Annotated in this window: 9 protein-coding genes and 3 pseudogenes; 8 read left to right on the plus strand and 4 right to left on the minus strand. The window is 68.7% G+C overall.

The features are described 5' to 3' along the window. Positions 1–86: 86 nt before the first annotated feature. On the plus strand, positions 87–809 hold the full coding sequence (locus GobsT_RS34645; protein ID WP_010036735.1) for an ISAs1 family transposase: 723 nt from the start codon (positions 87–89) through the stop codon (positions 807–809). Between the two features lie 932 nt (positions 810–1741). Here the strand turns inward: GobsT_RS34645 and GobsT_RS34650 are convergent. Continuing rightward, positions 1742–2989: a tetratricopeptide repeat protein gene (locus GobsT_RS34650; protein ID WP_010036730.1), complete on the minus strand. Its 1248-nt coding sequence runs from the start codon at positions 2987–2989 to the stop codon at positions 1742–1744. Between the two features lie 118 nt (positions 2990–3107). Between GobsT_RS34650 and GobsT_RS34655 the strand changes: the two genes are divergently transcribed. Then, positions 3108–4004 carry a WD40 repeat domain-containing protein gene (locus GobsT_RS34655; protein WP_010036729.1) on the plus strand — a complete coding sequence of 299 codons (897 nt, stop codon included), beginning with the start codon at positions 3108–3110 and terminating at the stop codon, positions 4002–4004. A 121-nt stretch (positions 4005–4125) separates the two neighbouring features. Here the strand turns inward: GobsT_RS34655 and GobsT_RS34660 are convergent, their stop codons facing one another. Further along, positions 4126–4560, minus strand: a complete 435-nt coding sequence (locus GobsT_RS34660; protein WP_010036726.1) for a TIGR03067 domain-containing protein — start codon at positions 4558–4560, stop codon at positions 4126–4128. A gap of 279 nt (positions 4561–4839) precedes the next feature. Next, complete coding sequence (locus GobsT_RS34665) at positions 4840–6960, minus strand: S9 family peptidase (protein WP_010036724.1); 2121 nt, start codon at positions 6958–6960, stop codon at positions 4840–4842. A 269-nt stretch (positions 6961–7229) separates the two neighbouring features. Between GobsT_RS34665 and GobsT_RS34670 the strand changes: the two genes are divergently transcribed. The 6 genes and pseudogenes from GobsT_RS34670 to GobsT_RS34695 all read left to right on the plus strand — a co-directional run bounded on the left by GobsT_RS34670 (position 7230) and on the right by GobsT_RS34695 (position 14555). Continuing rightward, positions 7230–8672, plus strand: coding sequence for an ABC transporter permease subunit (locus tag GobsT_RS34670; RefSeq protein ID WP_010036721.1), 1443 nt, complete (start codon positions 7230–7232; stop codon positions 8670–8672). Positions 8673–8866: 194 nt separating this feature from the next. Next, the gene (locus tag GobsT_RS34675) at positions 8867–12613 is read left to right on the plus strand and encodes a sigma-70 family RNA polymerase sigma factor (RefSeq protein WP_010036719.1); all 3747 of its coding nucleotides are present in this window, start codon (positions 8867–8869) and stop codon (positions 12611–12613) included. Positions 12614–12818: 205 nt separating this feature from the next. Continuing rightward, positions 12819–13085: pseudogene (locus GobsT_RS34680) on the plus strand (RNA polymerase sigma factor); the annotation flags it as partial. A gap of 2 nt (positions 13086–13087) precedes the next feature. Further along, positions 13088–13558 (plus strand): RNA polymerase sigma factor, encoded by a 471-nt coding sequence (locus GobsT_RS34685; protein ID WP_010036718.1) that lies wholly within the window; start codon positions 13088–13090, stop codon positions 13556–13558. A gap of 201 nt (positions 13559–13759) precedes the next feature. Further along, positions 13760–14008, plus strand: a pseudogene (locus GobsT_RS41370) (transposase); the annotation flags it as partial. 10 nt (positions 14009–14018) lie between these two features. Beyond that, positions 14019–14555 (plus strand): transposase, encoded by a 537-nt coding sequence (locus GobsT_RS34695; RefSeq protein ID WP_081471511.1) that lies wholly within the window; start codon positions 14019–14021, stop codon positions 14553–14555. Positions 14556–14642: 87 nt separating this feature from the next. Here GobsT_RS34695 and GobsT_RS34700 read toward each other — a convergent pair. Further along, a pseudogene (locus GobsT_RS34700) lies at positions 14643–14801 on the minus strand (IS3 family transposase); the annotation flags it as partial. Positions 14802–14820: the final 19 nt, after the last annotated feature.

Here is a 14820-nt window from a genome sequence, read left to right on the forward strand (position 1 = left end):
CCCCAGGGCCGTTCCTTATTTCATGTTGTGGATTTGGGTGCGGTTGGTTAATCGGGGGACATTGCCTGTTGGTCCCGGAGGCGCGTATGCCCCCTTGCACGCTGTACGACGCGTTGGCCACACTTCCCGACCCACGCAGCCGCCACGGCCGGGTCCATCCGTTGCCCGCGGTTATGGGGCTCGTCGCATTGGCCCTGCTCATGGGACGCAAGAGCCTGACCGGGATCGCACGCTTCGGGCGACAGCACGGGACCCCGCTGGCCCACGCCCTCGGCTTCCGGCGGGGCAAAACGCCCGCCAAATCCACCCTCTCACGCACGCTCCGCCGGTTCGATCCGGAACAACTCGAAGCCGCCCTCACGCGTTGGGTCGAGGGCCGCATCGCGTCCACACCGTTCGAGCACATCGCCATTGATGGCAAGGCCCTGCGTGGCAGCCGCGACGGCGAGGTGCCCGGACAGCACCTGGTGGCCGCGTACGCGCCGGCCGTCGCGGCCGTACTGGCCCAGGTGCGGGTCGATTCCAAGACCAACGAACACAAGGCCGCGTTGGAACTGTTGGGCCTCGTACCCGTGGCGGGCAAAGTGGTGACCGGGGACGCGATGTTCTGTCAACGGGACCTGGCCAAACAGGTGATCGAGGCCGGGGGCGATTACGTCCTCGTGGCCAAGGACAACCAACCCGCCCTGGTCACCGACATCAAGGGTGGGTTCGCGTTCGCAACCGCCGCCCGATCCATCGCGGCGGCCACTTCCCCCTGGGCGCATCGCCCCGCCGGTCCCACCCGACCGGATCGCGACGTCGTGTGACAAGGGGCACGGGCGGATCGAGAAGCGAACCCTGCACGTGACGCGGATCCGGACCGCGGGGCAAGATTGGAAGGGCCTCAAGCAAGGGTTCCAGATCACACGCGAGCGGACCGTGAACGGCGTGACGACGGTCGAAGTGGTACACGGGATCACCAGCCTCTCGGCGGACCGGGCGAACGCGGGGGCACTTCTGAGCCTACTCCGGGACCACTGGCGTATCGAGAACCAGTTGCATTACGTCCCGGACGTGACCCTGGGCGAGGGCGTGCCGGGTCCGCAAGGGCGCCGCTCCGCACGTTCTCGCCGCCCTGCGCAATGCCGTGGTTCACCTGCTGGCAACGGTCGGTGCCAAGAGCCGACCCGAAGCCATCGAACGGTTACAGATGCACCCCGAACAAGCGAAGGCGCTTATCGGGATCCCCCAACTTGAATAAAGGAACGGCCCTGTCCGGCGCCCAAGAACCGTTTCGTGTGTTGATCCTGGTAACCGGGCGAAGTTAGGGCGTTGGCCTCCGTCATCGAACCCATCGTTACCGCGACCGCTCGGTTCTGCTCGTTACGCGATACCACTTCTGCGATCCAGATGGCAGGATCGAGTTCAGCGAAAGCCAGCTTCGGCGGCTGGCCCACGAGGTCGGTCACACGCCAACGGAATGTGATTGCGCACCGCGGTCTGCAACTCCCGGCGCGCGTCGCGGTGTTCACTGTGGATTCGTTGGGGGGGGATTCAACACACGGGTGAAGGACAGGCGGAACCATTGGACCCGCACGCACGGAGCCGAATCGATTCGCCGACTGCGTGCGGCGGCACTGAGCGGGGGCGACGGAGCCGCGTCTTCACCAGCCGGCCCGACAATCGCATGCGCAAGAAGCTACGGGCCGGAGAAGGACCGGTTGCGCGAAACGCGGCACGACCGCCCGCGCCCGTTCGCCTACGCGCCGCCGGCGGCGCGGGCCGGCTTCCCGGCCTCGTACAGCGCCAGCCGGGACCGGTAGTCGGCCCGGCGCTCCGGCTCCGCGACCAGGTCCATTGCCTTCTCCTGCCACCGCACGGCGTCGTCGAACTCGCCGCACTCGGCGCACGCAGCGGCGAGCGTGTCGATGAAGCTCGGCTCGCCCCACTCGGTCAGTTCGCACGCCCGGGTCGCACAGTCCCGGGCGCGGTCGCCGTTGCGCACCTCCGGGTCCGGGCAGGTGGACCAGATCCACGCCAACTGGTTGAACGTGGACGCCGAGCGCGGGTCACGCTTCAGCGCGTCGGTGTGGTCCCGGATCGCCGCGGCGTACCGGCCCTGCGCGTAGTGGACGCCGGCGCGCTCGTTGTACGGCACCGCGGCCCCCGGCGCGAGCTTGATGGCCTCATTGAAGTCGGCCAGCGCGCCGGTCAGGTCGCCCTGCGCCTTGCGGCAGTTCCCGCGGATCTCGTAGGCCCGCACCACGCCCGGCAGTTGCCGGATCACCTCGTCCGCGTCGGCCGCGGCGCCGACGTAGTCGCGGAGCAGCAGCCGGCACACCGCCCGCCCCAGGTGTACGAGCGGGTCGTTCGGCTTCACCTCCAGAGTCGCGGTGTAGTCCGCGACCGCCGCCGCGTAGTCGCCGGCGAACTGCCGCACGGTGGCCCGCAGCGCAAGCGCGCCCGCGTGCCGCGGGTCCGCGGCGATGACCGTGGTGGCGTCATCGAGCGCGGCCGTATAGTTTTCGAGATCGAGGTGGAGCTGCGCGCGCCACAGCCGGTAGCGGTAGGCGTTATTCGGGTCGGCGTCGATGGCCGCGGCGAAGTCGCGGAACGCGGCCTCGCTGTCGCCCCGGTCGGCGTGGCACCGGCCCCGGAGCGCCACCAATGCGACCCGCTTCGGGTCCAGTTTCAGCGCCCGATCACAGTCCGTAATGGCTTGGTCGTACTGCACCTGCGCGAACAGCTCTTCGGCGCGGTCGGCGTACGTCTGGGCGTCATCGGGCTTGAGCCGGATGGCTTGATCGAGGTCGTTGAGCGCCCGGACCCGATCGCCCAGTTCGATGTACGCATGTGCGCGAAACCGGTACCCGGCGAAGTCCCCCGGGCGCAACCGGATCGCGCGGGAGTAGCACTCCACGGCCTCCTGGTAGTCGCCGGCGGTGAGCGCGTTGTGGCCGCGGGTGTACAGGTCGGTGGCGTCGTCGGTGGCGCGGTCGCGTGGCATGTGCGGGTTTCGTTCCGTCGTTAGGCGGCGGGGGAGCGAATGGGCACCTGAAAAGGACCCGCGGCGCGGGCGCCCGGTTCAGGTATCTTATCTCACATCCGCCCTGAGTGAAACCGAGATGCGCGCCTTCGATCTATCGGAACCGGACTTCCGGCCGCTGGCGCTCGCGTTCTCCGCGGACGGGCGGGCGCTCGCCGCGTGGGGTTCCGGCCGGGTGTGCGTTCTGGACGCCCTTTCAGGCGCCGTGCTGGGGTGGTTCGGTACACCCGATCCGATGCCGCACGAGGCGCCCGGGGTCGGGTTCACCGCCGACGGGCGCGCGGTTGTCGCGTTCCGCCACGGGTTGCGGCCGCCGGTGCAGGTGTACCCGCTCGATCCCGACGCGCCCGTGCGCGCGTGTCCGAAGGATCACGGGTTCGCGTTCGAGGTCGGGCGCACCGGGCAGTTCGTGTACCTCACACACGACAGCGCCGGTCAATTCCGAATCGTGCGCTGGAACCCGCTCTCCGGCAAGACGACACCCGGAGCGTGGGGGCGGGGCGACCTCCGGGTGCTGGCGGTTTCGGCCGACGAGCAGTGGGTCGCGGGCGCGCGCGGGAGCAACGTTCGCGTGTGGGGCTTTGGCGGCCCGGAGCCGGCCGCCCGGGCGGCCCGGCAGTTCAAGACCGCGAACGGCGCGGCGGTCCGCGCGCTCGCGCTCGCGTCTGACGGGACGTTCGCGGCGTTCCGCGGCCCCGCGGTCTGGTTCGGGGCGGTGGGCGATGGCAAGGTGTGGACGATCGCCGAAGCCGCCGACCGGCCGGGCCGAGACCTCGCGTTCCACCCGAGCCGGCCGGTACTGGCGTACACGGCCGGACAGCCGGAGGTGGTCTTTTACGAGGTGCCCACGCGCACCGAACTGAAGCGGTTCGCGTGGGGCGTCGGGCAGTTGAGAGCGGTCTGCTTTAGCGCCGACGGTCTGCGGTGCGCCGCCGCGGCCCGTGGTAAGATCGTGGTGTGGGACGTTGACCTGTGAGCCGCATCTTGATGCCAGTCGTTCCAAGTTCCAGGTGAAGCCAAAAGCACACGAATGGCCCAAGGGCTTTTGCTGAGCGGGTTCCCAACTTGGAACTGGACCTTGAAACCACTGGGTGCGGTCACTTCTTCACCTTCTCCAGCACCAGGAGCGCGGCGTTCTTCCCGTCGAACTCCTTCGGGCGCGTCGCGTCCTTGCCCGTGGCGAAGCACATCGTCAGCTTGCCGTCCTTGTCGAACTTGTAGATCCCGAGTGCCTTATCGTCCGGCTGGACGAGGTCGATCGTGAACGGCTCCTTCTCGTTGCTCACCGCGAACGTGCCGACATCGGGCTTGCTCTTCTCGTCCTCGATCACCGTCACCTTCGTGCCCTCGAAGATGAACCGGCCGGCCGCGAAATCCTTCTCCAGGACCGCCTCCCCTTTGACCTCGGCCTTGACCACCTTCCAGGTGCCCTGAAACGGAACCAGCTCCTTCGGCATGTCTTTTTTGTCTTCCGCCCAAGCGTGAGACACGAGCGCGAGCACCAGCGAACCGAGCAGTGCGAACCGAACCATGCCAAGCCTCGCGTTTAAGGGGTACACAGTACGCGGTCAGTTTACGCCTTCACGGCCCCGGCGCCTCTGCGATCTGCCGTTGATCGACGGGCCGGTAACCGGGGTCTGTGCGCCACACACGCGGGGCCGATCTGGTGGCAACGCGGCGGGACGCGTGCCACCACGCGGTGAGCGCTGGGGTGGACCCGCCGCCACTAATTGAAATCAGTTCTTCTCTTCGGTTCTCTTTTGTGCCCTTTGTGCTTTTTTGTGGCCAAACTGTCTCTGCGTTTTTAAATGCTATTTCGGCCCCGGCGGGACGTACTTCTTCAGCCAGGCGAACACTTCCTTGTGCCAGTGCTCGCTGTTCTTCGGCTTCAGCACCCAGTGGCCCTCGTCCGGGAAGTTCACGAACCGCGACGGCACCCCCTGGCGCTGGAGCGCGCTGAACAGCTCGTGCCCCTGCCCGATCGGACAGCGGAAGTCCAGGTCGTTGTGAATGATGAGCATCGGCGTCTTGGCCTTCGCCATGTTGCCAGCCTTCTTGTGCGGTGAGAACTCGGCGTACTTGCCGGGCTTCTCCCACGGCAGCCCGCCGTGCTCCCACTCGTCGAACCACAGTTCGTCCGTCGTGCCCCACATGCTCTCGAAGTTCCACACCGAGCAGTGCGTGATGAGGCACTTGAACCGCTTCGCCGCGTCGTTCACCGCGAACCAGTTCATCATGTACCCGCCGAAGCTGCCGCCCGCAGACCCGATCCGGTCCTTATCGACGTAGGGCAGCTTCTCGACGTAATCGAGCCCGGCCATGAGGTCGCGGTAGCACTTGCCGCCCCAGTCGCCGGTGATCTCGTCCACGAACTTCTGACCGAAGCCGGTGCTCCCGCGCGGGTTCGGCATCACCACCACGTAGCCCTGCGCCGCCCACGCCTGCGGGTTCCAGCGGAAGCTCCACGAATCCTCCCACGCGCCCTGCGGGCCGCCGTGGACGAGGTACGCCACCGGCCACTTCTTCGACGCGTCGAACCCGGGCGGCTTCAGCACCCACATCTGCATCTTCACCCCGCCCTCGACCGGCACCTCCTCCGACTCCGGCCTCGGCAGATCGAGTTCGGCGAGCAGTTTGTCGTTCGCGCGGCTGATGTTGTTCCCGATTACACCCGACAGGTCGCCTTGAAACTCCGAAAAGACCTCGGCCGGATGGTCCATTTGGGCTTTGGTGAACGCGATTCGCTCACCAGTTTTGTCGGAACTTACACCTGCGACGGCCCCGGTGCGGCCGGGGTTCCATCCGATGTTCCCCTTGTCGATCGCGAGTGTGGTTTTGTGAAGGGCGGTGAAGCCCTTGCGATCGGCGGTAAAAAGCAGCCATTCGTTGCCGGACCAACAGAACTCGTTCGCTGACACGTCATCGAAACCCAACATGCTTCGCGGCTTGCCGACAAGCGTGCCATCTGGCTTTGCATCCGCTACAAGCACGTCCCACTTGTCCGCCTCGTAGCCGGCCTGCTTCTGCGCACGCCACGCCAGTTTCTTGCCGTCCGGGCTGAACTTCGGGCCGCCGTCCGCGGCTTTGTTGTCCTTCGTCAGGCACTCCCACTTGGTCGAGGTGTTCGTGACCGACACGCGGCAGATGTCGTAGTTGGTGCTCCACGACTCGTCCTTGTCGGGCACCGCGGTGAACACCAGGTACTTGCCGTCGGGCGAGAAGGTGAAGTCGTCGCCGCTGCTGAAGGTAGACGACGTGGGGTTGGCGTCGCGGTCGCCGGGGGTGACGTCGCGCGTGTCGGTGCCGTCGAGGTTGCACACGAACAGGTGCTGCCGCTTGTCGCCGACGTAATCGTCCCAGTGCCGGTAGAACAGCTTCGTGAACGTTTTCGCCTTCACCGGGCTCTTCTCGATCTCCTCGTCCTTCTCCTTGTTGAGCTTGTCCGATTCCGGGAACGGCTTCTCGCTGAACTCCGGGTACACCGTCGATACGAACGCGACCGACTTGCCGTCGGGCGCCCAGGTGCCGTTCGACGCGCCCGTGCTGATGCTGGTGACCGGCTTCGGCTCCTCACCGACGGTCAGCACCCACAGTTGCGGGGTGCCAGACCGCGTGGACTCGAACAGCACGCGCGTGCCGTCCGGCGACCACCGCGGGTTCATGTCCTTCTTGCCCTTCGGATCGGTGATCTGCTTCGGCTCGGTCTTCCCGTCCGTCGCCGCGAGCCACAGCGCCGTCGAGGACTTGTTGGCCCCCAGATCGACCGTGGTGACCTGATAGACGACGGCTTTGCCGTCGGGGCTGATTTGCGGGCTCGCGACCCGTTTGAACGCGAAGAGGTCTTGCACCTTCATCGGCCGCTTGTCCGCGGCGGGCAAAGCGAGCGGCGCCGCGATCAGCACCGCAGCCGTGAGCAGCAAACGGAAACGCATAAACGCACCTGTCCGGTAGTCGGTCGGCGGCGGCCCGTGAGAGGGGCGGGCCGCGGTAGAACCGTTGTACCCGAACCACCGCGCGCAAAAAAGAACCCGCCGCGTCTGGGACGCAGCACGGAGCGGAACCTGAGAGTTCGTGTGTGGGGCGAAACCTCCCCGCCGGTCGCGCGTCGCGGAGTTCAAAGTGAGGGCGGCAGAGCTGTGCGGCCCGTGCGGCGCGTATAACAGCGGAAAAGGCCCCTCCACACCGCACGCCGACAGAACCTATGCGCTGGCCCGTCGTCAGACTGATCGCCGGTCGCGAAGTCCGCGACCAGTTGCGGGACCGCCGCACGCTGTTCCTCATCCTCGGGCTGCCGGTGCTCATGTACCCGCTGTTCGTGGGCGTCGGCATCCTGTTCGTCACCGCCCTGAAGGAAAAGAAGCTGGTGGTCGGGGTGGTCGGCCCCGGGCACGCGCCGGCGGCCGAGCCGGACCTGACCCCGGTCCTCGGCGGCCCCGGCGCCGCGGCGCAAGAACTCCGGGCGTACCCGGCGCTGTTCGGCCCCGACGGGCAGTTCGCCCCCCGGTACACCGGCACCGCGCTCGTGTCCGCGCCCATGGGCGTCGAGCCGCTCCCGGCCGGAACCGACGACGAGTACCGCGAACTGCTCGCGCAGCGGCGCGTGGACGCCATCGTGGTCCTCGATTCCGACCTTCCGGCCCGGCTCGCGCGGTACGAGCGGCCCGAGATCGAGGTGCCCGTTGCGGTGGGCACGTTCCCGGTGGCCACGACAACGGTTCCGGTGGACCGCGGGGCGCGCCCCGCGGTGCGCGTGCTGGGCCGCGACGGCGAGGAGAACTCGAAACTCGCGGTGCAGCGGGTCACCGGCGTCCTGGAGCACTGGTCTAACGACCTCAAGGCCGCCCGGTTCGCCCGGCTGGGGCTGCCGGCCGACATCGACCACCCGATCGAGATCCGCGACCCGCAGTCCGAGAAGACCAGCGAGAAGAAGATCGCCGACGACCTGCGCGACATGCTGGTGAAGGTGATCCCGTTCCTGCTCGTGATGTGGATGCTGACCGGCGCCATCTACCCGGCCATCGACATGACCGCGGGCGAAAAGGAGCGCGGCACGATGGAGACGCTGCTCATCAGCCCGGCGGAGCGCACCGAGATCGTGGCGGGGAAGTTCCTGGCTACGACGTGCTTCAGCTTCGGCACCGCGCTGTGGAACGTGGCGCTGATGCTGGTGGCGGTGGCCGCCGCCCCGCTGCTGGCCCCGGGGCTGTTCGGGCACGGGCTGATCTCGCTGGCGGGGCTGGCCGCGTGCCTCCTGGCCGCGATCCCGCTGGCGCTGCTGTTCGCCGCGCTGGCGCTGTCTCTGGGTGTGTTCGCACGCAGCACGAAGGAAGGCAACTACTACATGGTGCCGCTGTTCTTCGTGGTGCTGCCGCTGGCGTACTGGAGCATGACGCCCGGGATCGAGCTGAGCGAGTTCACCCGCTGGGTGCCGGTGGCGAACGCGCTGCTGTTCCAGCAGCGGCTGCTCGCGGTGCGGACCGACGCGTTCCCGTGGGGGCACGTGCCGGTCGTGTTCGGAGTGCTGGCCGCGTGCGTGCTTACGGGCCTCTTCGCCGCAGTACGCCAGTTCCATCGCGAGGGGGTGCTGTTCCGGGAAGGCGAGACGAGCGGGAAACGGGGCTGGTCGCTGTTCGGAAAGAAGTGACGCCCGCCTCTTGCTCGCCCCTGGTTTCATGTTCTTCCGGCCCGCCGTGGCGGGCGCCAGTCTTCACTCACCCATCGCAACTCCGCAGCGCGGCCGCCACAAAAGGTGGCCGCTTCCGTTAGCCGATCCGGCGCCGGCGGGGATTTCATGTACAGCGACGGGCCGGAAGCCTGTTCGAACGGAGGGGCTCAACGATGCCACGCATCGGGATCGACCGGCAGTGCGTGCGGCGGTTCGTCGGGGAGCACGCGGAGGTCGGGGGCACGGACCGGGAGCTGCTTCAGCGGTTCGCCGACCGGCGGGACGAGGCCGCGTTCGAAGCGCTCGTGCGCCGCCACGGGCCGATGGTGCTCGCCGCCGGGCACCGGGTGCTCGGCCGCAGCCAGGACGCGGAGGACGTGTTCCAAGCCGCATTTCTGCTCCTGGCCCGGAAGGCGGCGGGCGGCCGGTGGCAGCCGTCGGTCGCGAACTGGTTGCACCGGACCGCCCACCTGCTGGCGCTCAAGGCCCGCAGGACCGCGACCCGGCGGGCGCGGCGCGAGGAGCGCGGCGCGCCCCGAACCCCGCCGGACCCGCTCGACGAAATGACCGGGCGCGAGCTGCTCGCGGCGCTCGACGAGGAGTTGCTCGCGCTGCCCGAGGTGCTTCGTGCGCCGCTGGTACTCTGCTCGCTCGAGGGTGCGAGCCGGGACGAGGCGGCCGAGCGCCTGGGGTGCCCGCTGGCCACGCTCAAAAAGCGCCTCGAATTGGGCCGCCGGCGGCTCCGCGACGCGCTCGCGCGGCGCGGGATCGGGCTCCCCGCCCTTCTCGGCACGCTCCTGCTCGGTCCGTCCGCGGTCGCGGTACCGAACCGCCTCGCACAGGCCGTGGTCCGCGCCGCCCTCGCGCTCGCGACCGGCGGCCCGGGCGCCGCAGGGCTCTCGTCGCAAGTCGGCGAACTCGTACACGGAGGAATCGGCATGACGGGTTGGAACAAATTCCGGGGCGCGCTCGGCGCGGTGCTCCTGTGTGGGTGCCTCGCGGCGGCCGGCGCGCTCGCGGCACGCACCGGGGCCGCCCCAAGCGAAGCCCCCAAACCTGCGGCCCCACAGGAGCGGGTGCCCGAGCCGCCCGCCGTCGAGGCAATGCGGGTGGTCGTCCTCGATTCCACGGGCAAGCCGCTGCCGGGCGCGAACGTCCACTCGAGCATCTGGACCGAGGAGGAGGGCTTTCAGGCCAACCGCGACATCGAGACCGACGCCGCCGGCGCCACCCGGGTCCTGCTCCCGAAGACCTTCACCATCCTTCGGCTGTGGGCGGGGAAGAAGTCGTTCGCCACGCTGTTCGCGAACTGGGAGCGGAGCGAGCTGGCGAGCGGGAAGGGCGTGCCCGCCGAGTACACATTCCGGCTCGAGCCGGCCGTGACCGCGGGCGGGCGGATCGTTGACGAGAAGGGGAAGCCGGTCGCCGGCGCCCGGGTTGAGGTACACCTGGCCAACGACCCCAAGCCCGTCGGGAGCGACAACCGCGTCCGCTACGATCACACGTTGGCGTGGGGTGACTATTCGCCCACAACGGACGCCAACGGGCGGTGGAGCATCGACAACGTCCCGGACCACCCGGAGGTGGAGCTGAGCCTCCTGGCGACACACCCGGACTTCGCGAACGACAAGTGGGAGCAGGCTGCCAAGAGCGCACGAGTCACGATGGATGCGCTCCGGAAGGGCACGGCAACGCTCGCGCTGAAGGCCGGGGTCCGCGTCCGCGGGACGGTCACCGACCCCGAGGGCAAACCGATCAAGGATGCGCTCGTGATTCACGGCGACGCCCCCCACTCGGGGCGCGTCACGAGCACCTTCGCAACCGGCGCCGACGGCACGTTCCGGCTCCCGGCACTGGCTCCGGGAAAGACATCGCTGACCGTTGTCGCCCCGGGCTGGGCGCCGCAGCTCCGCACGGTCGAACTCAAAGCGGACATGCCGGCCCAGGACTTTCGGCTGACAGCGGGTAAACCGGTCCGGTTGCGCATTGTCGATGAGGCCGGTAAACCGGTTCCCGGGGTGCACATCACCCTGCTGGAGTGGAAGGGGAGCAAGTCGATTTACTCGGAGCGCAACCCGAACCATCCGAAGGTGCCGGGCACCGGCATTCCCCCGCGCACCGACGCGAACGGCGTCTGGGAGTGGCGGTCGGCTCCGGACGGCCCGGTGAAGGTGCGGATCGATGCGGCCGACTTCGTCCACACCGACCTGGAAGTCACCGGCGGCTCGGCGGACCGAACCGTGGAACTGAAAACCACACCCCGCATTACCGGAGCTGTGACGGATGCGGTCACGGGCCGGCCGATCCCACAGTTCACCGTCATCCCGGTGAGCGGGTTCAGTGACGACGTCGTGTTCGCATGGCGCGGCGCGGCGGTGCGGTGCGAGGACGGTCGGTTGCAGTTCCGCGCCGTGCCCAACGGCAACAGTCCGCTTCGCCGCCTCCGGGTCGAAGCTCCGGGGTATCGTACCCAGGACGGACCGGCACTCCGGGCCGGCGATCCCACGAGCCGAAAACAGGACTTCAAGCTCGTCCCGAGCCGGACGCGCACCGGTGTCGTAACCGACACCGCGGGCAAACCCGTAGCGAAAGCCCAGGTCCAGATCGCCACCCCGACGGAACAAGTGACCCTTTCAAAGAATCTCGATTACTGCATCTTCACCGACGCACAGGGGCGGTTCGAGTTCCCCGACCCGGGCGCGCCGTGGGCCGTAGTCGCGCAGTCCGAAGCGGGAATCGCGGTCGCCGAGTTCGCGGCCGACGGGGCCGACGCCGGCACGCTCCAACTCCAACCGTGGGGGACGGTCCGCGGAACGTTCCATGACGGCGGGAAGCCGGTCGCCGGCGCCACGGTGCTCGTGGCACCGGTTCGCGTTCAAGACCGGACCCAGCCGCTGGTCTTCCTCAAACTCCACACCACCACCGACGCGAACGGACGATTTGAACTTCCTCGTGTCCCGCCCGGCCCGATTTACGTTCGGGTTTCTTTGGGGCCGTGGGAAGATCCGGGTTTTCGCTCCGGGCCGGGCGTGCACCTCGCGCTCAAACCGGGCACACGCACCGATCTGGAACTCGGCTCCGGCGGCGCGACGCTCACCGGGCGGGTGAAGCTGACGGGCCAAGTGCCGGCCGATCTGGACTGCACGTACTCGATCAACTATCTGGTCCGTCGCGAACCGGGGATCGCCCCGCCGCCGGCGGTGGCCGCCGCGGGGTTCGACGCCCGGAACGGGTGGCGGGACACCTGGCGCAACACGCCGGAGGGGCTCGCGTACCTGAGCACGCTCCAATCCTGGTTCGTAAAACTCACGCCCGACGGCACGTTCCGGGTGAGCGGGGTGCCGGCCGGGGAGTACGACCTGGCGGTGGCGGTGTACGCGAAGCCGAGCGGGTGCCTCATCGACCCGCTGGCCCGGCGGGTGGTGCGGGTGACGGTGACGCCCGCGGACGCGGCGCGCGGCGAACTGAAGGTGCCGGAGGTGACGGCCGAGGTCGAGCCGATCCCGGTGGTCGGTGACACGCCGGCGCTCGCGTTCGACCGGGCCGACGGCAAGACCGGCACGCTCGCGGACTGCCGCGGCCGGTACACGGTGGTCCACTTCTGGGCGAACTGGTGCGCGCCGTGCAAGAAGCAGTTGCCGGCGCTGAAGGCGCTGCACGAGCGGTTCGCCGCCCGCGGGCTGACGACGCTGTCGCTGTCGCTCGACGACGAGGCGGCGCCCTGGCGCGCGGCGCTCAAGGAACTCGCTTTACCTTGGGCGCAAGGGCGGCTCGGTGCCAAGGGCACGAGCGGGGTGTCCGGGGTGCCCGCGTACTGGCTCCTGGACCCGACCGGTAAGCTCATTGCCAAGAGCCACACGCCCGACGAACTCGTCCCGGTGCTCGAAGAGCGGCTGAAGCGCGCCGGGGCGGACCGTTAGCCGCTCGCCGCCTTTCGCTCCGACCTTGTGTCGCCCTCCGCACACCTCCACTGGCGGGCGCCCGGCCCGGCCGGGTACCCTTTCGGTTCAGGGTCCGCCCCGGCTCCGCGTTCGGAGATTTTTCCTCCACTTCGGCGAAGGGTCGGGCGGTGCGGCGCCAGTATCAGGGTGGGCGGGCACGACGCCGGCCCGCGGAGGCAACGGAATGTCGCAGAGCGTACTGACCGGGGCGGTCAACCGGGCGCGGCGGGCGGCCCGGGCGGACGCGACCGACGGCGAACTGGTCGCCCGGTTCGCGGGCACCGGGGACCCGGACGCGTTCGCCCAGTTGGTGCGGCGGCACGGGCCGACGGTGCTGGCGGTGTGCCGGCGGGTGACCGGGCACCGGCACGAAGCCGAGGACGCGTTCCAGGCCACGTTTCTAGTGCTGGCCCGGCGGGCCAGTGAACTGGACTCGCCGGACACGGTGGGCGGGTGGCTGTTCGGGGTGGCGGTGAACACCGCGCGGGCGGCCCGCCGGCGGTCGGCCCGGCGGGCCGCGCGGGAGTCGCTGACGGGTTCCCCGCCCGACCGCGACCGAGACGGGCGTGGAAGCGCCCACCCGATCAGGAGCCGGACTTCGACACCCGCGCGGCGGTGGCCGAGTTGCCCGAGCGGTACCGCGCCCTGGTGGTCGCGTGCGACCTGCGGGGCGAGTCCCAGTCGGCGGTGGCGCGTCAGCTCGGTGTGCCGGTCGGGACCGTGTACAGCCGGCTCTCGGCCGCCCGCCGGTTGCTCGCCGGGCGGTTGCGGCGCCGGGGCGCGGAGCCCACGGCTCTGGCCGTGGGGCTCGGTGCGGTGGCGCCCGAAGCGGTCGCACTGCCGTCGGTTTCCGAGTGCCCGTCCGCGAGTGTCACGGAACTGACGGAGGGGATCATGTCGCAAGGATCTGCGCTGAAATGGTAACTGGCCGCGTGTGTGCTGCTGGTCGGGGTGACGCTGGGCCTGGGCGCGGAGCAGCCCGTGCCGGCCCCGCGTCCGGCGGGCGAGTCGCGGCTGGTGCCGGGGTTCGCCGTGCAGGTGAGGTTGCTGAAGGCGGACGGCCCTCAGAGTGTGTTTTGAAACCGCTCTAGATTTTGAGCAGCAGATGGTCTACTCATGGCCGCCATGAGTAGGAAGCGATACCCGACGGATCTGACGGATGCGCAATGGGAGCAGTTGGACCGGCTGTTGCCGAAGCCCAAGTGCGGGACCGCCAAGGGTGGTCACCCGGTGGTGGTGGACCGGCGCGAGGTGGTGAACGCGATCTTCTACCACCGGCGCGCGGGCGGGGCGTGGCGCATGCTCCCCCACGACTTCCCGGCGTGGCAAACGGTGTACGGCCTGTTCCGCGACTGGCGCCTCGCGGGCGCCTGGGATCAGGTGCATGCGGCGCTCCGCGAGGAGGTGCGCATCGAGGCCGGGTACCCCGCCACCCCGGAGACCTTGCGAGTCGACAGTCAGACGGTCAAGATCACCCACCGCGGCGGCCCGAAGGGGTACGACGGGGGGAAAAAAGGTGAACGGCCGCAAGCCGTTCATCGGGGTCGATTCGCTCGGGTTGGTGTGGGCCCTGTCGGTGCTCACGGCCGACATCCAGGATCGGGACGGCGGGCGGTGGCTGCTGAGCGCGGTGCGGCACCGACTGCCGCGGGTGCGTGAGGTGATCGCCGACAGCGGGTTCTCCAAGCGGTTCCAGCAGTTCGTCCGCAACGTGTGCCGATGGGCGGTGACCATCACCGCCAACGCCAAGGACGGGTTCAAGGTGCACACCCGGCGGTGGGTGGTGGAGCGCACGTTCGCTTGGTTCGTCCGGTACCGGCGGCTCATGGTCGATTACGAGTACCACACCGAAACCACCGAAGCCATGATCCAAGCCGCCATGATTCACCGCATACTCCGCAAACTGCACCCCAACCCATAGGTTTCAAAACACACTCTGAGATGGCGCGGGTGAACGAGGTGGACGCCGAGGCCGGGATTGGAGTTCCCCACGAAAAGTAGACAGGTTCTAGCGGTGGGTTTGGTTGTGCGTTCGTTCGTACTCATCTGGGGCAACGTCGCCCAGCGATGAGTGCCGGCGGACGCGGTTGTCGAACGCCTCGATGTACTCGACGATGCTCGCCTTGGCTTCATCGCGGGTGGCGTAGTCCTCGTCGTGAACCAGTTCCAGTAGTTTCAAGTTGGGC

Origin of the sequence: Gemmata obscuriglobus (genome assembly GCF_008065095.1) — a bacterium.
In the GTDB taxonomy this organism is placed as follows: domain Bacteria; phylum Planctomycetota; class Planctomycetia; order Gemmatales; family Gemmataceae; genus Gemmata; species Gemmata obscuriglobus.